Below are 19,477 nucleotides of genomic sequence, written 5' to 3'. Positions count from 1 at the left end.
GTTCCTTGCCAGCCGGCGCGCGCGCCGGCTGAACCTGCGCCCGCCCAGCATGCCGCACCGCACCTGAACATCAGAGAACGTAAAGCATTCAAAAGGAACGACCAATGACCCCGCAAGACATGGAATCGCGCATCGTCCGTTACGGCGATCTGCAACCCTGCAAGACTGCCTTCATCGACGCCCACACACCCGGCTCGAACCTGAAGGAAAACTTCACCATCATCGGTGGCGGCGTATCGGAATCCCCCGATCAGCATGTCCACATCACCACGCCGCACGGTTTCAACATCGGTGCGGCGGGCCAGCCGCCCAAGTGCCGCAACTCGCTGCACAATCACCGCACCGCCGAGGTGTTCTTCATCCTGTCGGGCCGCTGGCGGTTCTTCTGGGGCGAAAAGGGCGACGCCGGCGAGGTGATCCTGGAAGAGGGCGACATCTTCAACATTCCCACCAACATCTTCCGCGGGTTCGAGAACATCGGCACCGACTACGGGATGATCATGGCGGTTCTGGGCGGCGATGACGCCGGCGGCGGCGTGATCTGGGCGCCCCATGTCATCGAAGAGGCCAAGGATCACGGCCTGGTGCTGGGCGAGAACGGCAAGCTTTACGACACCAAGAAGGGCCAGAACCTGCCCGATGACGTCAAGCCGATGCCGGTTCTCACCAAGGCCGAACTCGACAAGGTCGACTGCCCCACCGCCATGGAAGTGGTGGGTGGCTATGTGCGCCGCTATCTCGACATGTATGCCCTGGCCAATGAAGGCCCGGTCAAGGTGATCGGCGAGAAGGGGATCATCCGCGACAAGCCGGGGTTCGAGATCGACTTCCTCACCCGCGCCTCGGCCACCGAGGAAAAACACGCCCATGACCGCCCCTCGGTCCTGATGCCGGTCAAGGGCCATTGGCGTATCGAATGGGATGGCGGCTCGGCCACCCTGGCGCCCGGTGACACCATGAGCGTGCCCGAGAACCTCGCCCACAGCGCCGTGCCCTCGATGACCGGTGAAGCCGCGCTTTACCACATCGTCGCCACCGACGATGCCGCCGGAGCCACCTGGAAAGGCTGATCCGCACCCAAGGCCCTGCGCGGACCCTGATCCGCGCAGGGCCATTTCCGTTACAAGACATTCCCGAGGGAGCCCCGAATGCCCGTTCTTACTACCCACGTCGGTTCCTTGCCGCGCACGCAGAAGGTGGTCGATCACATCTTCGCCCGCGAGCGGAAAGAGGACTATGATCTTGCCGCTTTCGACGCCGCCATGACCGAGGCCGTCGATGAGACCGTGCGCAAACAGGTGACCGCGGGGGTTGGTATCGTCAGCGACGGCGAAACCTCGAAGATCAGCTATGCCACCTATGTCAAGGATCGCTACACCGGGTTTGACGGCGACAGCCCGCGCAACGCACCGGCCGATCTCAAGCGCTTTCCCACCTTCCTGAAGCGCATCGCCGACGAAGGGGGCACCCCGCAATACGCCCGCCCGATGTGCGTGGGCGAGGTGCGCTCGAAGGGGCAGGGCGAGCTGGAGAAGGACATCGCCAACCTCAAGGGCGCGATGGAAAGGCACGGGGTGGAACGCGGCTTCATGAATGCCGCCTCGCCGGGTGTCGTGTCGCTGTTTCTGCAAAACGATTTCTACAAGACGCGCGAGGCCTACCTGGCCGCGATTGCCGATGCCATGAAGGCCGAATACGAAACCATCGTGGGCGCGGGGCTGGATCTTCAGCTTGATTGCCCCGACCTGGCCCTGTCGCGCCACATGCTGTTCAACGATCTTTCGGATGACGAATTCCTCAAGATCGCCGCCAGCCATGTCGAGGCGCTGAACCACGCTCTTCAGGATGTGCCGCAAGACAGGGTGCGGGTTCATATCTGCTGGGGCAATTACGAGGGGCCGCATGTCTGTGACATTCCCATGTCGCGGATGTTCGACACGCTGATGTCCACCAGATCACGCTATGTGCTGTTCGAAACCTCGAACCCGCGCCATGGCCATGAATGGGCCGTCTTCCGTGACCGCAAGGGCGACATTCCCGATGACAAGGTGCTGGTGCCCGGCGTGGTGGACACGACGACGAACTTCGTCGAACACCCGGAACTGATCGCCCAGCGGATCGCCCGCTTTACCGATATCGTCGGGGCGGAACGGGTGATCGCGGGGTCGGATTGCGGCTTTGGCACCTTTGCGGGCTTTGGCGCTGTCGATCCTGAAATCGCCTATGCAAAGCTGGGCGCCATGGCCGAAGGGGCGGCTCTGGTTTCTTGACCCCGCTTGTTCTGCTGCCGGGCATGATGTGCGATGCGCGCCTGTTCGGCCCCCAGGTTGCGGCCTTCTCGAGCGGGCGCGTGGTTCACTGCGCGCCCATCGGCGGGCATGACAGCATGGAGTCGCTGGCCGCGCAGGTTCTGCACGATGCCCCGCCGCGCTTTGCCCTGGCGGGGCTGTCCATGGGCGGGATCGTGGCGATGGAGGTGCTGCGCCAGGCACCCGGGCGCATTGCCGGCATCGCGTTGCTGGACACCAACCCCCGGGCCGAACTGCCCCAGGTGGCCGAGCGCCGGGGCCCGCAGATCGACAAGGTGGGGCGCGGCGGTCTGGAAGCGGTGATGCGCGACGAGATGAAGCCGAACTACCTGACCGACGGGCCGAACCGGGGCGCGATCCTGGATCTGTGCATGGAAATGGCCCTGTCGCTGGGCGACACCGTTTTCGTCAACCAATCCCGCGCGCTGGCCAACCGCCCCGATCAGCAGGACACCCTGCGCGCCTATGATGGCCCGGCCCTGGTGCTGTGCGGGCGCGACGACGCGCTTTGCCCGGTCGAGCGCCATGAACTGATGCACGGCCTGATGGCGGGCAGCCAACTTACCATTATCGACGGGGCCGGGCATCTTCCGACCCTGGAACAACCTGAAGAAACCAACGCTGCGCTGGCAGCATGGCTGGAGAAAACCGATGGATGACGCCCTTCTGAAACTGCTGCGCAGCGTGGACACGCCCACGGTCTGCAACGCCATCGAGGTGGCCCAGGGCAAGCGTGGCTTCAACGATTTCACCCGTGGCACCATGCTGTGTTCCGACCCGGAAGGCGGCGCCGTGGTGGGCTATGCAGTCACCGCGAAGATTTCGGCCCTTGCCCCGCCCACCGAAGCGCCCGATGTGATCCGCACCCGGCGGATGGCCTATTACAAGGCCATGGCCGAGGGCCCGAAACCCTCGGTCGCGGTGGTCGAGGATGTCGATTATCCGAACTGCATCGGCGCCTACTGGGGCGAGGTGAACACCACGATCCACAAGGGTTTCGGCATGTCCGGCGCGCTGACCAACGGTGTGATGCGTGACCTGGGCGATATGGTCGCGGGCTTTCCGGTGATCGCCGGGTCGATCGGCCCCAGCCACGGTTTCGTGCATGTCACCGAACTTGGCACGCCGGTGTCGGTCTTCGGGCTGACCGTGGGGCAGGGCGATCTGGTCCATGCCGACCGTCACGGCGCGGTTGTCATTCCCGCCGAACTGATCGGAGAGATTGCCGGTGCCATCGCCAAGATGCAGGGCACCGAGCACCTGATCCTTGGCCCCGCGCGCGAACCCGGCTTTGATTTCGCCCGCTTCGAAGCCGCCTGGAGCGCATTCGAAAAAGCCCGCACTTGAACCAGGCCACCGATTGTACCGCCCCTTGCGACCTGCCTATCCACGCGGCAGGCGCAGCCCTGCGGGCAGGTCGGTTCAGCGCGGTGGCCCTGACCGAGATGCACCTGGCACGGATTGCCGCGCGAAACCCGGCTGTCAGGGCCTTCGTGCATGTCGCGGGGGAAGAGGCCCTGCGCGCCGCCCGGCGGGCGGACGCGGAACTGGCCAGCGGGCAGGACCGTGGCCCGCTGCACGGCATTCCCTTCGCCATCAAGGATGTCATCGACCTTGAAGGCTGGCCCATACGCTGGGGGTCGCGGTTGCAGGCAGATCGCGTGGCCAAGGAAACCGCTCCCGTGGTCAGGGCGATGCTGGATGCCGGGGCGATCCCGCTGGGCGTGGTCGCGACCTATGAAATGGCGACCGTCGGGCCGGATGACAGCGCCCTTGCACCGCCTGCGACAAACCCCTGGAACGGCGCGCATGTGACGGGCGGCTCGTCCTCCGGCTCGGCCGCGGCAGTGGCCGCTGGCATGGTCAGGATCGCACTGGGAACGGATACCGGCGGGTCGATCCGCAGCCCCGCCGCCTATTGCGGCGTTGTCGGGTTGAAGCCCAGCCATGGCGCCTTGCCGCTTGGGGGTGTCATGCCGCTTTCGCCTTCGCTGGATCATGCCGGCCCCATCGGCCGCACGGTCGGGGATGCGGCGCTGGCCTTCTTTGCCATGACCGGGCGCGAGTGGATGCCGGGGCCCGTCGAGGGGATCAGCCTGGCCTATGGCCGGGCCTGGGCCGAGGACGAGGCGGCGCATCCGGCGCTCTTGCCCATGCTCGATGCGGCGGCATCGGTGCTGAGCCTGTGTGGCGCCCGCATCGCCCTTGCCGACCTGCCGCCCTATGCCGCGATCGAGGCGGCCGGGTGCGATATCCTGCTGGCCGAGGGCTTTGCCGCACACGGCCCGCGCGTCAGCGGCGCGCCCGATGCCATCGGCCCCATGGCCCGCGCCAGCATCCAGATGGGGCAAAAGATCGGCCCGGCGCAGGTTTCGGCCGCGCGCGCGGCGGTTCCCGCGTTGCGGGCAACTCTTGACGCCCTGCTAAGCCGCCACGCCGCGCTGATCCTGCCGACGGTCATGGCCCCGGCGCCGCCCTTCAGCGCCTTTAATGATGGCAAACCGGTCTGGACGGCCATGCGCACCATCCCCTTCAACATGACCGGCCATCCCGCCCTGTCGGTTCCCATGGGTCTTGCCGACGGCCTGCCGCTTGGCCTGCAGATCGTCGGGCGCCGGGGGGACGAAACCACGCTGTTGCGGATCGGTGCCGCCTTCGAGGCGGCAACCGACCACGCGATCCTTCAGCCCGCCTTGGCCTGAAGCCGGTCAAGCCGCAACTGAGCGGCGCGGCGGTGGCCCTCCAGCCCCTCGCTGGCACTTTGCCGCACGGCGGACGGGGCCACCTGCTGCACGCCCTCGGGCTCCATCCACTGGTGGGTGGCAACCTTGACATAGGCGCCCACCCAAAGGCCCCCGGTATAGCGCCCCGCCGCCATGGTGGGCAGCGTGTGGTTGGTGCCGCAGCACTTGTCGGAATAGACCACGCTTGCCATCTCGCCGATGAAAAGCGATCCGTAGTTGCGCAGTTTCTTCGAAAACGCCTTCGGGTCTGCCGTATGCACCTGCAGGTGCTCTGCCGCGATGTGATCGGAATAGGCGATCATGGCGGCCTCGTCCTCGCAGATGGCGATTTCGCCATAGTCGTTCCAGGCCTGCTGGGCGGTCGAAGCGGTGGACAGGTCTTGCAACTGCCGGGTCACTTCGGCCTCGACCCGTTCGGCAAGGCCGGCGTCGGTGGTGATCAGGCCGACACGCGTGCGCACGTCATGTTCGGCCTGGGCCAGAAGATCGGTGGCGATCATCTCGGCGTCGCCCGTGGCATCGGCCAGGATATAGATCTCGGACGGCCCGGCCAACTGGTCGATCCCGACAGGGCCGAACACCTGGCGCTTGGCCTCGTTGACGAAAGCGTTGCCTGGCCCGACGATCTTGTTCACCGCCGGCACGGTCTGGGTGCCAAAGGCCATGGCGGCAATCGCCTGGGCGCCCCCGATACGGAAAATGCGGTCGGCACCCGAGAGGTGGCATCCGGCAATCATCGCCTGGTGGGCATTGGGGGGCAGGCAGGCAATCACCTCGTCCACGCCCGCAACCTTGGCCGGCACGATGGTCATGATCGGCGCCGACAAGAGCGGATAGCGCCCGCCCGGAACATAGCAGCCCACCCGTTCGACCGGGATGATCCGGTGGCCCAGATGCACGCCATCAAGGATCTCGACCTCGAGGGGCAGCATGGTTGCAAGTTGCGCTTCGGCAAATTTGGTTACGTTTGCAATCGCGAATTCGGTATCCGCCCGCGTCTGCGGATCAAGGGCATCCACCGCCTGTTGGCGTTCTTCCGACGTGACTTCGAACGCGGTCAGATCGGCCTTGTCAAAGCGCGCCGAAAACTCGGAAACGGCAGCGTCACCATCGGACTTAACCTTTGATAATATGTCAGAAACCGTGTTCTGGATGTCCATGGCTCCGCTTTCCGACGAAAGCCGGGGCGCACGCATCCAGGTGACGCCCTGAACCGGGGGATGAGACTCTTGCACGATGTTTCCTTCCTGCTTCCTGGCATGCAAAACTGACTTTCAGTCTACGGTGGATCATGATTTTTGCAAACGTATTCTTAACGCTACCGAATGATGGCAAAAACCGCCGGGCACCGGGGCCCGGCCGAAGACCGATGAACAGGTTTCTGGCAAACCCCGACGACATCCGAATCCCGAAGGATCTGCGACCCACGATGTGATCGGCAGCACCCGGATCAAATTCAGGATTGCAGGACCAGGCGCATGAGCGACCAGAGGCGAAAAAGCAATTCAGCCGCGCAGTCCAGGGGTGACGGACGACGCGCCGAAAATATCACATAATTCGCATTATCTGCAAACTCGTCACCACCGGGGGACCTTGAAGCACCCCCCATGAAAGCTGACCGGCGACCTGGTCGGGCGCTCTTGCGCCCTCCAAGGTTCAGCCCTGATTCTCGGGGAAGAAGCAGGCGGCGGAATGGGGTTGCGTGCCAAGTTCCGGTGTCTCGTGGCGGCAGCGGTCCTGCGCCTTCCAGCAGCGGGGCGCGAAGGCGCAGCCATCGGGCACCGCCAGGGGCGAGGGCAATTCACCTTCAAGCTTGATCCGTTTCTTGGTACCGGCCGGGTTCGCCTGGGGCGTGGCCGACAGAAGCGCGACCGTGTAGGGGTGTTGCGGAGCCGAGAAAAGCGCCTCTTTCGGGCCCTTTTCCACCGCGCGCCCCAGGTACATCACGATCACCTCGTCGGCGACGTGGCGCACGACGCTCAGGTCGTGGCTGATGAACAGGTAGGCCAGTTTCAACCGGTCCTGCAATTCCAGCAGCAGGTTCAGGATCGCGCTTTGAATCGACAGGTCCAGCGCCGAAACCGGTTCATCCAGCACCAGAACCTTGGGGTCCAGCATCAGCGCCCGGGCGATGGCAAGCCGCTGGCGTTGCCCGCCCGAAAACATGTGGGGATAACGGTCGAAATGTTCGGGCCGCAGTCCCACCAGCTTGAGCATCTCGCGCGCGTTCGCCTCACGCTCGGGCTTGGACAGGCTGGTGTTGATGACCAGCGGTTCCATCAGGATCGTCCCGATCCGCTGGCGCGGGTTCAGGGAGCCGTAGGGGTCCTGGAACACGATCTGCACCGACTGGCGCAAATCGGCCCAATCCGCGCGCTGCACACGCTTGCCGTCCAGGGTCAGAGTGCCCTCGGTCGGCTCTTCGATCATGGCGACCATGCGGGCCAGTGTGGATTTGCCACAGCCCGATTCCCCCACGACCGCCAGCGTCTTGCCCGGCGAAACCTGGAAATCCAGCCCCGCCACGGCCTTGAGCAGACGGGGCTTGCGCAGGAAGCCGCCGCTGACCTCGTAGTGGCGTTGCAACGCGGTGGCCTGCATCACCGGAGCGTCGGTCATGATGCAATCCTTTCGTCGGTGTTGAGCGGATAGAAGCACCGGGCATGGCCCAGCTCGGCGCCCAGGGCGGGCGGCGGCGTGGATCGGCACCTGTCGTCCGCGAATTTGCAGCGCGGTGAAAACAGGCAACCCTGCGGGCGGTCGAACTGGCCCGGCACCACACCGGGAATGGTGGGCAGCATGCGTTCCGTCGCCCGTTCCGGCAGGGCATCCAGAAGGGCCGCCGTATAGGGGTGGTGCGGCACATCGAACAGATCGCCCACCGGCTGCTCCTCGACCTTCTGGCCGGCGTATTGCACGCTGACCCGCTCGGCGGTTTCGGCCACGACGCCCATGTCGTGGGTGATCAGCACAAGGCCCATGCCGGTTTCCTCGCGCAGGCTGGCCAGCAGATCCAGGATCTGGGCCTGGATCGTCACGTCCAGCGCCGTCGTCGGTTCATCCGCGATCAAGAGCTTGGGTTTGCAGGCGATGGCCATGGCGATCATCACCCGCTGGTTCATGCCGCCCGACAACTGGTGCGGAAAGGCCGACAACCGCTTTTCGGGATCGGGGATACCGACCTGTTCGAACAATTCCACCGCGCGGGCGTGACGGTCGCGGCGGTTCAGGCCAAGGTGAAAGCGCAGGGCCTCCTTGATCTGCCAGCCGACAGTGAAGCAGGGGTTGAGCGACGACATCGGCTCCTGGAAGATCATCGCCAGGTCGTTGCCCACGATCCGGCGCCGCGCCCGGCTGTCGATGTTCAACAGGTCGTGGCCGTCAAAGGTGACTTCGTCCGCCGTGATTGTCGCCGTCCAGGGCAAAAGCCCCATCACGGCCAGCATCGACACGGATTTCCCCGACCCGCTTTCGCCGACGATGGCCAGGATTTCGCCTGTGTCCACGTCCTGGTCCACGCCGTCCACGGCCCGGAATGCGCCGGAGGCCGTGGCAAAATCGACGCTGAGGTTTCGGATGCGCAGCAATGTCATCGGCTCAGCTCCGTTTCAGTTTCGGGTCGAGCGCATCGCGCAGGCCGTCGCCCATCAGGTTGATGGCCAGAACGGTGACAAGGATCGCAAGGCCCGGAAAGGTCACGACCCACCAGGCGCGCAGGATGAACTCACGCGCCTCGGCCAGCATGGTGCCCCATTCCGGGGTCGGCGGCTGTGCGCCCATCCCCAGGAACCCCAGCGCGGCGGCGTCAAGAATGGCCGTCGAGAACGAAAGGGCTGCCTGCACGATGATCGGCGCAAGGCAATTCGGCAGCACGGTGACGAACATCAGCCGAAAATACCCCGCCCCCGCCACACGGGCCGAGGTGACGTAATCCCGCTGCCGTTCGGACAGGACGCTGGCCCGCGTCAGGCGGACGTAATGGGGTTGCAGCACGATGGCGATGGCGATCATCGCATTGGTCAGCGACGGCCCCAGGACGGCCACAAGCACCAGCGCCAGCAACAGCGACGGAAAGGCCAGGATGATGTCCATGATCCGCATGATGATGCTGTCCAGCCACTTGGGCGCAAAGCCGGCAACCAGACCGATCAGGATGCCCCCCGTGGCCGCGACAGTAACCACGACGATGCCCACGAAGAACGAGAAGCGCGCCCCGACGATCAGCCGCGACAGCATGTCCCGCCCCAGCGGGTCGGTTCCAAGAAGGTATTTCCAGCTCCCCCCCTCCTGCCAGACCGGCGGCAGCAGGGTGTCGGCGCGGAACTGCTCGGTCGCGCTGTGCGGGGCGATCCACGGGCCGAAGATCGCGAGGAATGCGAAGGCCGCGAAGATCCAAAGCCCGATCACGGCACCGCGGTTTTCGCGGAAATAGAACCAGAATTCGCGCAAACGGCCGGGGCGTTCGTGAACCATCTCGGCCTCGGCCGATATCGTATCGGTTGAGGTCATCCTAGCGTTTCCTGATTTTGGGATTGATGACACCGTAGAGCATGTCGACGGTCAGGTTCACCACCATCACCATCACGGCGATCAGCAACAGCCCGCCCTGCACCACCGGGTAATCGCGGCGGAAGATGCTGTCGACCATCCACTTGCCGATCCCCGGCCAGCTGAAGATCGTCTCGGTCAGGATGGCCCCCGCCAGAAGGGTGCCGACGCTGAGACCGATCACGGTAATGACCGGGATCATGGCATTGCGCAGGGCATGCACCCCGTTGATCCGCCCCGGCGACATGCCCTTGGCGCGGGCGGTGCGGATGTAATCCTCGCCCAGCACCTCGAGCATGGCCGAACGGGTCTGGCGCGCGATCACCGCCAGCGGGATCGTGCCCAGGACGATGGTCGGCAACAGAAGGTGCTGCACCGCCGAGGCAAAGGCCCCCTTCTGACCCGAGGCCAGGCTGTCGATCAGCATGAAACCGGTCGCATCGGGGAAATAATACATCAGGCTGATCCGTCCCGATACCGGCGTCCAGCCAAGGTTGCCTGAGAACACGATGATCAGCAGAAGCGCCCACCAGAAGATCGGCATCGAATAACCCACAAGGGCCGTGGACATCAGTGCCCGGTCAAACAGCTTGCCCCGGTTGACGGCGGCAATGACACCGGCCGGCAGGCCCAGGACGACAGCGAAGATCATCGCACAGACCGACAGTTCAAGGGTGGCCGGGAACAGGGCAAAGAATTCGTCCCAGACCGGGCGCTTGGTGACAAAGGATGTGCCCAGGTCGCCCTGCAACACACCGGTCAGATATTCCCAGAACTGCACATAGATCGGGCGGTCGAACCCGAACTGCGCCGACAATTCGGCATAGCGTTCGTCGGTCAGCCCGCGTTCGCCCGCCATGACGACGATCGGATCGCCCGGCAATGCGCGAATGAAGCTGAACGAAATCAGCGTCACGCCGATGAACGTGGGAATGAAGGTCAGCAGGCGACTGAGGACATAGTTCAGCATGACAGCACCGTCAGCTCCTTCGGGAAATGGGTCAGTGTCTCGTATCCGTCATCGGTGATCAGCACGTCGTCTTCGATCCGAACGCCGAAACCGCCAAGCCGGTAAAGCCCCGGTTCGTTGGTATAGACCGTGCCGGCGGGCAGAACCATGTGGTTGCCGCGCATGACATAGGGGGCCTCGTGCACCTCGCGGCCCAGGCCGTGGCCCGTCTTGGTGCGGATACGGTCGGCAAAGGGCGAATCCTCGAGAACCGATGTCGCGGCATCGTCGATCTCGTGCGCCGTCACCCCTGCCCGCGTCACCGCCAGCCCGGCAAGGTTGGCCCGCAGTACCGTGTCATAGACAGCGCGCCCCTCGTCGGTGACGTGATCCAGGAAAACCGTGCGCGTGATGTCCGAACAGAAGCCGTTCTTGCGCGCGCCGAAATCGATCAGCAGCGTATCGCCAGCTTTGACCCTGTAGTCGGGGCGCGCCTTGGCATGGGGCATCGCCGAGGCATCGCCCGCGGCCACGATGGGCGCGAAGGCCAGGTCGTCGGCGCCTTCTTCGAACAGCCTCTGGACCAGCATCCGCTCGATCTCGGCTTCGGTCTGGCCCAGCTTCACGCGGGCCAGCGTGTCTTTCAGCGCGCGTTCCGACAGGTCGATGGCCGATTGCAGCGCGGCGATGTCCTGAGGCGTCTTGATCATCCGCAGCGCGGAAATCTCGCGCTCGGCGTCGAGGATCGTCAGGTCGGGCTGCGCCGTCTTCAGCGCGTGATGCACGAAGACGCGCATCACCTGCCCTTCGACCGCCAGCGACGTGATGGACAGGTGGCGCATGAGATCGCCAAAGGCGGCCGCGTAGCCATCCTGATCGCGCCAATTGAAGACCGCGCCGTCAAAACCCACCTGGGCCCAGCTGCCCAGTTCAAGGTTGGGCACCAGCGCCGCCGGCGGGCGATCCGCGGGGATCACCAGAAGCAGCGGGCGTTCATGGCTTGAAAAGGCGTGTTGGACGGCACGGTTGAAATTCGGGCCCGGCACCAGCGAAACGGCGTCCACACCAAGTTCGGATGCGACGGCGGCATAGGCGGCAAGGCGGTCGGCAAGGGGCATCAGAAAATCCGGCTGGGTGAAATCGGGGGCGGCACCTCGGCGCCGCCCCCCGTTCGGCAAGCGGTTACTGCTTCAGACCGACCTGGTTGAAGATATGGCCGCCCAGCGGGTGCACGACATAGCCTTCGACCTCGGGGCGCATGGGCATGTAGACCACCGAATGCGCGATGGTGGCCCAGGGTGCCTGTTCCTTGAAGATGACCTGCGCCTCTTCATAAAGCTTGGCCCGTGCGGCCTGGTCCGACAGAACCTTGGCTTCCTGCAGCTTGGCGTCGAATTCCTCGTTGCACCACTGCGCACGGTTGGCGGCGCCTACACCGTCACAGCCCAGCAGAACGGCAAGGAAGTTGTCGGGGTCGCCGTTGTCGCCGGTCCAGCCCAGAAGAACGGCGCCGTCGCGGTCCTTGTCCTTGGAGCGTTCGAGGTATTCGCCCCACTCGTAGGACACGATCTCGACATCCACGCCGACCTTGGCCATGTCGGCCTGCATCAGCTCGGCCATGCGGCGGGCGTTGGGGTTGTAGGGCCGCTGCACCGGCATCGCCCAGATCTTCATGCTCAGGTTCTCGACGCCTTCCTCGGCCAGCATCGCCTTGGCGGCCTCGGGATCGTAGGCGTCATCCTCGATCGCGTCGTTGTAGGACCACATGGTGGGCGGAATCGGGTTCTTGGCAATCTGCCCCGAGCCCTGGAACACCACGTCGATGATCGACTGCTTGTCGATCGCCATGTTCAGCGCCTTGCGCACCTTGGCGTTGTCGAAGGGCGGCACCAGCGTGTTGTAGGCCAGGTAGCCGACGTTCAGGCCTTCCTGCTCCATCACCACGATGTTCTCGTCGTCCTTCATCGCCTGCACGTCGGCCGGGTTCGGATAGGCCATGATATGGCATTCACCGGCCTGCACCTTCTGGTAACGCACTGAGGCATCCGGCGTGATGGCAAAGATCAGGCTTTCGACCTTGGCCTTGTCACCGAAATACTCGTCATTGCGCAGATACCGGATGACGGCGTCTTTCTGATAGGCTTGGAAGGTGAAGGGACCGGTGCCGATGGGCGCCTGGTTCAGCATCTCGGGCGTGCCCGCTTCCATCATCGCGTCGGCATATTCCTTGGACTGGATCGAGGCGAAATCCATCGCCATGTTCGCCAGGAAGGGCGCCTCGGGGCGGGTCAGGTGGAAGACGACGGTGTAATCGTCGACCTTCTCGATGCTTTCCACCAGTTCGGGCATCGACATGCTGGCGAAATACTCGAAGGTGCCACCGGAAACGCTGTTGTAGGGGTTCTCGGGGTTGCCCTGGCGGTCAAACGTGAAGATCACGTCGTCGGCGTTGAAGTCACGGGTCGGCGTGAACTGGTCGTTCGAGTGAAACTTCACACCCTTGCGCAGGTTGAAGGTGACGGTCTTGCCGTCTTCGCTGACCTCCCAGCTTTCGGCCAGACCGGGCAGAACCTCGGTGGTACCGACCTTGAATTCGGTCAGATGGTCGAAGATCGGGTGGCTGGAGGCATCGAAGGTCGTGCCGGCGGTATAGAGCGCCGGATCGAAGCCCTCGGGCGATCCTTCCGAACAATAGACCAGCGACTGCGCCGATGCAGCGCCCCCAAGCGCAGCCATCAGCAGGCTTGTGGTCAATACGTGCTTCAATGACATTCTTTCTCTCCCTGGTTGTGAGCTTGTCACGATTGCATCAAATCCGACCTCATTCTATCGCCAGCGTCAAGGCTGTAACAGGTTGCCCTCGGGAAACCCTGCTACGGTCGCGGCTGGACAGACCGCGTCACCGCCCCGGCAAGCAGCATCTTTCGGCCGGCTGGCCGTTTCGGGCGCCTCCATCCTGCCCCTGCCCCAGCCTGCACCCGGTGGTCTTTCATGGCAAATCCGCCCGCGCCCCTTTGCGAAGCGTTCTCGGGGCGAAGACTTGGACTTGAACGATCTCTGCCCGGGCCGCATGGTGGCGGGAAGGGGCTGATCAGACCGCTTTTTTGGGGGGCGCGGCGAAGATGAACAGAAAATCCGACAGGATGGCCGACATTGCCCGGCGGCTGGGTGTTTCCAAGTCGACTGTCAGCAGGTCGCTTTCGGATTCCCCCGAGATCGGCAAGGCCACCAAAGCCCGGGTGCTGGCCGAAGCGCGGGCGGTGGGCTATGCGGTAAACCCGCTGGCCAGTGCCCTGAAAACACGGCGCGGGCGCATCCTTCTGGTCCTCGTCCCGCGGATCGAGAATTTTCTCTTTCCCATGCTGCTGCGCACCATCGAACGCGCGGCAAGCGAAATGGAATACACCCTGATGATCGGCTATGTGGCCGGGGATTCCCGCACCGATGACCGGCTTCTCGATTTCATGTATTCGGGCGCGGCGGATGGGGTGATCATCGCCACCGGCTTTGCCCCCGACACCCTGGCCGAACGGTTGGACCGGGGCGAAATGTGGCCTGCCGCATTTGTCATGACTCCGGGCGCGCGCAACGATATCCCAAGCATCGCGCTGGACGATTACGGGGCCGGGCGCGAAGTCTACCGCAGGTTGCGGGCCGAGGGATACAAAAGGATCGGAATGGTCTCTGGCGCATCCGGTCCGACGGCGGTGGGCCAACTGCGGCGCAATGCCTTCATCGAGGCGGCCGTGGAAGATGGCGCCGCGCGCGAGGACCTTGTGATCTTCGACGGGTCATTCCGATATGAAACGGGCTGGAATGCGCGCGAGTTCATCGCCAAGGCCTCGGACCGGCTTGATGCGGTCATCTGTGGAAGTGATGAAATCGCCTTCGGCCTGATCAACGGGCTGCGCTCACTTGGGGTTTCGGTGCCCCGAGATCTGGCGGTGGCCGGATTTGACGACATCCTGTTTGCCCGTCATTTCAGCCCCTCGCTCACGACCGTGCGCCAACCGATCGAGGAGATGGGCCGCCTTGCCGTCGCAAAGATCGTCGAGATGGTCGAGCGCAAGTCGTGGAGCGCCACGGAGATGTTGGGGTTCGAGGTTGTCATGCGCGAAAGCGCTCCGGCGGGTGGGGGAGAGGCCACACCGCCGGAGCGATCGCACAAGATCAGCGCGCCGCGTCGATGATCTGACGGAACAGGCGAAGATCGGCGATGCTGTCTTCGGGTGGCATGGGGTTCTCGGTGCGCCCGGCCAGCACATCGTCGAACAGCCGCCACATGCGGGTATAGGGATCGGTGAAGGTTTCCCGTACCGTCGCTTCGCTGTGCCCTTCGCCTTCGGTCTTCCACAGGCGCAGGGTGGTGGGCAGGTGGCGGATATAGGGCGTGTCATAATCGATGCGCGCGCGGGTCGTGCCGCCGAACACCTCGATGAAGGCATCGAACCGCCCGACCGTATCAAGCCCGGTTTCGAAATTGGTGGTGAAGCTGCCGTGATCCAGCAATGCGCTGATCTGGCGCCCGTCCTGGCGGATCGCTGCCCCCAGAACGCCCCGGGGCGCGCCCACAAGGTCGCGCATGGCCGACAGATCGTGCGAGGACAGCCCGCAGAGAATCTGATAGGCCCGGACCGATACCGGATCGGTCCGCCCCAATGCGGCTTCGGTCATGGCAAGACGCCGCGCCGCGCGGTCCTTCATCGCCGCCTCGGGCAGATCGCCGGGGCGGCATTCGGTTGATACCTGATCGATGAAATAGGCATTGGGGCCGATATAGTCGCGCACGCTGACATGCTGGATCTCGGGCATGTCGCGGATCGCGGCGCGCATGGGTTCGAAACCGCCGGCACAGCGGCGCATGTAGCCGACCATGCAGGTCCGCCCCGACGCATCCCGGGCCGTCGTGATGCGGTCGATGTCATCCAGTGTCAGCGTCAGTGGCTTTTCCACCATCACGTCATACCCGGCGGCCAGGGCATCGACGGCGCAGTCGGCATGGTATTCGTCGCTGTTGACCACGGCAACGGCATCCAGCCCCCCGGCGTCCAGCATCCGGCGGTAATCGTCATGCACGGCGGCACCGGGAATGCGCGCACGCGCCCAATCGCGCAGCCCTGACGACAGATCGCAGACCGCGGCAACGCGATAGCGGTCGGGCATGTCGCGCAGGACGGGCCAGTGCACGGTCTGGGTGACACTGCCCAGCCCGATCAGGCCGATACGGATCGGGGCGCTCATGCTGCCTCTCCGAAGGTGGCCTGCAACGCGGCATGGGCCGAACGGGCCAGCGCGGCGGGGTCGGCGGGGTTGTCATGTTCGGCAACCATGACGTCTGCCCGCGTGCCCGCCAGCGCGGCGGCCAGCGCGGTCCAGTCCATCTGGCCCTTGCCCGGAACGGTCCAGCCGTCCTCGGCCAACAGATCGCCCTTTTGCGCCGTGTCCTTCACATGGACGGCGGAAATCCGGTCGCCGTAACGCGCGATCAGGTCAAGCGGCGATTGCCGGGCGCGGACGATCCAGGCCAGGTCGGCCTGCCAGGCCAGCCCGCTTTGCGCGGTTTCCTCCAGCAGGATCTCAAGCCCGGTGCGCCCGTCCTCGCATTCAAGGTATTCGAAGTGATGGTTGTGATAGCCAAGCCGAAGATCGGCGGCGGCGAACCGGTCGGCCAGCCGCGCCACGCGGCCCGCGAACTCGGTCCAGAAGGCATGGCGTCCGGTCCAGTCCTCGCGCACGGGGGCGGCCAGGAAGACGCGGCCTATCCCGGCGGCGCGGGCGGCTGCGATCACCTCGTCCGGGCGCCCGAAAAGATCGGGCGCCGAGACATGGGTCGTGGGCGCCGAAAGCCCCCGGTCACCCAGGGCACGGGCCAGGGCATCGGGCGCCATGAGGTGCGATCCCACGGGTTCCACATGGGCAAAGCCGGCTTCGGCGGCAATGTCGAGCTGGCGGTCCAACGGCCCGGCGTTTCGCAGGGAATAAAGCTGGATGGACAGGTCCGGTCCGGTCATCTTGGTCCTTTCTGAGGGTCAGAGGCGCCGTTCGGTCTTTGGGTCGAACAACGAAAGCTTGTGAAGGTTGAACCCAAGGGTCGCCTGTGCGCCCAGGGCGCGGGCCGCGACGGGCTCCAGCCGCGCCGACAGGTTGGTCTCGCCGTAGGTGAACCAGGCCAGGGTGTCGGCGCCGTGGGGTTCGTTCAGCCGATGACGCGCGACGATCCCCTGCGCGTCAGGGGCCACGTCCTCGGGGCGCACGCCTAGGGTGGCGGGCATCCCATCCTCGGGGGCCAGGCGGAACGGATAATGGGCCAGCGAAATCCGGTCGCTGCCGGTGTCGAACACCGGCACGCCATCGGCCAGGCGGATGGTGCCGGGGATCAGGTTCATCTTGGGCGAACCGATGAAACTGGCCGCGAAAAGGGTTTCGGGCCGGTCGTATATGTCCTGGGGCTCGGCGTATTGTTCGATACGACCGGCATTCATCAGGGCGATCCGGGTGGCCAGGGTCATCGCCTCGACCTGGTCATGGGTGACATAGACCGCCGTCGCGCCCAGATCCTCGTGCAATTGCCGGATCTCGATGCGCATGTCGTTGCGCAGCTTGGCGTCGAGGTTGGACAGCGGTTCGTCGAACAGATAGACCGAGGCCCGCCGCGCCAGTGCCCGCCCGATGGCAACCCTCTGGCGCTGACCGCCCGAAAGCCGCGCCGGCGTGCGGTCCAGAAGGTCGGTGATCTGCAACAGTTCGGCCGTTACGCGCACCCTCTCCTTGATCTCGGCCCGGGGCAGCCCCGCGACGCGCAGCCCGAAATCGATGTTCTTGCGCACCGTCATCGTGGGATAGAGCGCATAGGACTGGAACACCATGGCCAGCCTCCTCTTGTCGGGTGGCAGCGGGGAGATGTCGGTGCCGTCCACCATGATCTGGCCGGCGGTCTGGTGTTCCAGCCCGGCGATGATGTTCAGCAGCGTGGACTTGCCACAGCCCGACGGCCCGAGAAGGACGGTAAAGTCCCTGTCGTCGATGGCCAGGTCGATGCCCTTGAGCACCTGGACGGCGCCGAACTGCTTGGTGAGGTTGCGGATTTCGATGGTTGCCATTTGCTATCCCTTCACGGCGCCCGAAGTGATCCCGCGCACGAAGTACCGCCCCGACACGAGGTACAGAAGCAGCGGCGGCAGGGAGGTGAGCAGCGTCGCCGCCATGTTCACGTTGTATTCCTTTTCGCCGAACTGCGATCCCACGAGGGTCTGCAGCTTGACGGTCATCGGATAGATGTCGGGCGTGCCGAAGCTGACGCCGACGATATAGTCGTTCCAGATCCCGGTGCCCTGAAGCACCAGCGCCACGATCAGGATGTTGCGCGACATGGGCAGCAGGATGCCAAAGAAGATGCGGAAGAACCCCGCCCCATCCACCCGCGCCGCGTTGATCAGTTCAACCGGGATGCCCACGTAGAAGTTCGAGAAGATCAGCGTCAGCACCGGCAGGCCGAAGATAATGTGAACCACCACGATCCCGGCGAAGGAATTGTAAAGCCCGAGGTTGGCGGCCATCTTGATCAGCGGATAGATCACCACCTGAAGCGGGATGAAGGCTCCGAACAGGACCAGCCCCAGGATCAGCCCGGCGTGGCGGGTCTGCCAGCGCGACAGGGCAAAGCCCAGGATGGCGCCCGCCAGTATCGACAGGATCAGGCTGGGCACCCAGATCATGACCGAATTCCAGAACCCGACGCGGATGCCCCGGCAATCCAGCCCGATGCAGGCCTGCGACCAGGCCTTGATCCAGGCGTCGAAGCTGGGGTTCTCGGGCCACATGAAGATGGTGCCGGGCTGCACTTCGCCCGCGGTCTTGAGCGATGTCATGACCATGACGACCAGGGGCACCAGATAGGCGACGCAGGCCAGGATCAGCACCAGATAAAGCGCGGTGCGCCCCACCCTTTGGTTCCAGTTGCGCATGGCGAGGTTTGGCTGAGTTGTCATGATCACCTTCTCCGGCTGCGCAGTTCGATGACGAAATAGGGCAGAAGGATCACCAGAACCGACAGCATCATGATGATCGCGGCCGCCGAACCGGTGCCGATGTTGGCCCGCTCAAGCAGCGCCTGCATGACGAAACGCGAGGGAAGATCGCTGGAATTGCCCGGCCCGCCGTCGGTCATGGCAACGACAAGTTCATAGCTCTTGACGACGCTGATCGCCAGAAGCGTCACACAGGTCATGGCCATGGGGCGCAGCATGGGAAGAATGATGCTGACATAGATGCGCCAGGTCGGAATGCCGTCGATCCGGGCCGCCTTCCAGATCTCGCCGTCCACGCCGCGCAGGCCGGCCAGCATGATCGCCATGACGATCCCCGAGGAATGCCACACCGCGGCCAGCACCAGCGTATAGATCACCCGGTCCGACCGCGCCATCCAGTCAAAGCGGAAGGTTTCCCACCCCATGGCGCGCACGGCGGTTTGCAGGCCGAAGTTCGGCTCGAGCACCCATTGCCAGATCAGCCCGACAACGATGAAGGACAGGGCCAGCGGGTAAAGAACGATGGTGCGGAACACCGCCTCGCCCTGGACCTTCTGGTCGATCAGGATCGCAAGGAAGGTTCCCAGCGCCAGCGCCAGAAAGATGAACGGAATGCCGAACAGGAACATGTTGGCAAAGGCCACCGACCAGCGGCTGGAGCCGAAGAGATCGACATAGCGTTCGATCCCCACGAAATCCCAGTCGGGCAGGAAGGTGGACGAGGTGAAGGACATCGCCAGGGTCCAGGCGATGGTCATCACATAGCAGGTCAGCGCCACGGCAATGGCCAACCCCACGACGATGCGCGAGGCGGGCGTGCCGCCAAGGAACTGGAGTGTCAGGAACGGGCGCATGGAGGATGCTTTCAGGTCGATTGCGGGGGCGGGCACGGCGGCCCGC

General features: G+C 64.5%; 18 protein-coding genes. 6 read left to right on the top strand and 12 right to left on the bottom strand.

Annotated features, from left to right (window positions below):
* The first annotated feature begins 104 nt into the window (after nt 1-104).
* From H7828_RS18065 to H7828_RS18045, 5 genes are all read left to right on the top strand, one after another.
* The gene (locus tag H7828_RS18065; RefSeq protein ID WP_226782467.1) at nt 105-1,070 is read left to right on the top strand and encodes a cupin domain-containing protein; all 966 of its coding nucleotides are present in this window, start codon (nt 105-107) and stop codon (nt 1,068-1,070) included.
* Between the two features lie 78 nt (nt 1,071-1,148).
* Nucleotides 1,149-2,270 carry a cobalamin-independent methionine synthase II family protein gene (locus H7828_RS18060; RefSeq protein ID WP_226782466.1) on the top strand — a complete coding sequence of 374 codons (1,122 nt, stop codon included), beginning with the start codon at nt 1,149-1,151 and terminating at the stop codon, nt 2,268-2,270.
* Nucleotides 2,267-2,968, top strand: a complete 702-nt coding sequence (locus H7828_RS18055) for an alpha/beta fold hydrolase (RefSeq protein WP_226782465.1) — start codon at nt 2,267-2,269, stop codon at nt 2,966-2,968. Before H7828_RS18060 ends, H7828_RS18055 begins: the two co-directional genes overlap by 4 nt.
* Nucleotides 2,961-3,656, top strand: coding sequence for an RraA family protein (locus tag H7828_RS18050; protein ID WP_226782464.1), 696 nt, complete (start codon nt 2,961-2,963; stop codon nt 3,654-3,656). The genes H7828_RS18055 and H7828_RS18050 overlap by 8 nt, the downstream gene beginning before the upstream one ends.
* Nucleotides 3,653-5,011 carry an amidase gene (locus tag H7828_RS18045; protein ID WP_226782463.1) on the top strand — a complete coding sequence of 453 codons (1,359 nt, stop codon included), beginning with the start codon at nt 3,653-3,655 and terminating at the stop codon, nt 5,009-5,011. The genes H7828_RS18050 and H7828_RS18045 overlap by 4 nt, the downstream gene beginning before the upstream one ends.
* On the opposite strand, the gene hisD is transcribed toward H7828_RS18045, so the two are convergent.
* The 7 genes from hisD to H7828_RS18010 form a co-directional block, all read right to left on the bottom strand.
* Nucleotides 4,993-6,288: a histidinol dehydrogenase gene (gene hisD, locus H7828_RS18040; protein ID WP_226782462.1), complete on the bottom strand. Its 1,296-nt coding sequence runs from the start codon at nt 6,286-6,288 to the stop codon at nt 4,993-4,995. The two genes, H7828_RS18045 and hisD, sit on opposite strands and share 19 nt — an antisense overlap.
* A gap of 421 nt (nt 6,289-6,709) precedes the next feature.
* A complete protein-coding gene (locus tag H7828_RS18035; RefSeq protein WP_226782461.1) occupies nt 6,710-7,672 on the bottom strand; it encodes an ABC transporter ATP-binding protein in 963 nt (320 codons plus the stop codon).
* Nucleotides 7,669-8,646 carry an ABC transporter ATP-binding protein gene (locus tag H7828_RS18030; RefSeq protein ID WP_226782460.1) on the bottom strand — a complete coding sequence of 326 codons (978 nt, stop codon included), beginning with the start codon at nt 8,644-8,646 and terminating at the stop codon, nt 7,669-7,671. Before H7828_RS18030 ends, H7828_RS18035 begins: the two co-directional genes overlap by 4 nt.
* A gap of 4 nt (nt 8,647-8,650) precedes the next feature.
* Nucleotides 8,651-9,562 (bottom strand): ABC transporter permease subunit, encoded by a 912-nt coding sequence (locus tag H7828_RS18025; protein WP_226782459.1) that lies wholly within the window; start codon nt 9,560-9,562, stop codon nt 8,651-8,653.
* A gap of 1 nt (nt 9,563) precedes the next feature.
* Nucleotides 9,564-10,571, bottom strand: coding sequence for an ABC transporter permease subunit (locus H7828_RS18020; RefSeq protein WP_226782458.1), 1,008 nt, complete (start codon nt 10,569-10,571; stop codon nt 9,564-9,566).
* Entirely contained in the window at nt 10,565-11,668 is a 1,104-nt protein-coding gene (locus tag H7828_RS18015; protein ID WP_226782457.1) for a M24 family metallopeptidase, read from the bottom strand. The genes H7828_RS18020 and H7828_RS18015 overlap by 7 nt, the downstream gene beginning before the upstream one ends.
* Before the next feature lie 64 nt (nt 11,669-11,732).
* The gene (locus tag H7828_RS18010; RefSeq protein WP_226782456.1) at nt 11,733-13,322 is read right to left on the bottom strand and encodes an ABC transporter substrate-binding protein; all 1,590 of its coding nucleotides are present in this window, start codon (nt 13,320-13,322) and stop codon (nt 11,733-11,735) included.
* A gap of 350 nt (nt 13,323-13,672) precedes the next feature.
* On the opposite strand from H7828_RS18010, the gene H7828_RS18005 reads away from it, so the two are divergent.
* Nucleotides 13,673-14,740 carry a LacI family DNA-binding transcriptional regulator gene (locus H7828_RS18005; protein ID WP_226782455.1) on the top strand — a complete coding sequence of 356 codons (1,068 nt, stop codon included), beginning with the start codon at nt 13,673-13,675 and terminating at the stop codon, nt 14,738-14,740.
* Here the strand turns inward: H7828_RS18005 and H7828_RS18000 are convergent.
* From H7828_RS18000 to H7828_RS17980, 5 genes are read right to left on the bottom strand one after another with little or no spacing between them, the layout of a single operon-like run.
* Entirely contained in the window at nt 14,721-15,791 is a 1,071-nt protein-coding gene (locus H7828_RS18000; protein WP_226782454.1) for a Gfo/Idh/MocA family protein, read from the bottom strand. The two genes, H7828_RS18005 and H7828_RS18000, sit on opposite strands and share 20 nt — an antisense overlap.
* Nucleotides 15,788-16,561 (bottom strand): sugar phosphate isomerase/epimerase family protein, encoded by a 774-nt coding sequence (locus H7828_RS17995; protein ID WP_226782453.1) that lies wholly within the window; start codon nt 16,559-16,561, stop codon nt 15,788-15,790. Before H7828_RS17995 ends, H7828_RS18000 begins: the two co-directional genes overlap by 4 nt.
* An 18-nt stretch (nt 16,562-16,579) precedes the next feature.
* Nucleotides 16,580-17,650, bottom strand: coding sequence for an ABC transporter ATP-binding protein (locus H7828_RS17990; RefSeq protein WP_226782452.1), 1,071 nt, complete (start codon nt 17,648-17,650; stop codon nt 16,580-16,582).
* Nucleotides 17,651-17,653: 3 nt separating this feature from the next.
* Nucleotides 17,654-18,538, bottom strand: a complete 885-nt coding sequence (locus H7828_RS17985) for a carbohydrate ABC transporter permease (RefSeq protein ID WP_226782451.1) — start codon at nt 18,536-18,538, stop codon at nt 17,654-17,656.
* A gap of 2 nt (nt 18,539-18,540) precedes the next feature.
* Complete coding sequence (locus tag H7828_RS17980; protein ID WP_226782450.1) at nt 18,541-19,467, bottom strand: carbohydrate ABC transporter permease; 927 nt, start codon at nt 19,465-19,467, stop codon at nt 18,541-18,543.
* Nucleotides 19,468-19,477: the final 10 nt, after the last annotated feature.

Origin of the sequence: Oceaniglobus trochenteri, from assembly GCF_020529025.1 — a bacterium.
Lineage (GTDB): Bacteria > Pseudomonadota > Alphaproteobacteria > Rhodobacterales > Rhodobacteraceae > Oceaniglobus > Oceaniglobus trochenteri.
This window is presented reverse-complemented; position numbering and strand designations above follow the sequence as displayed.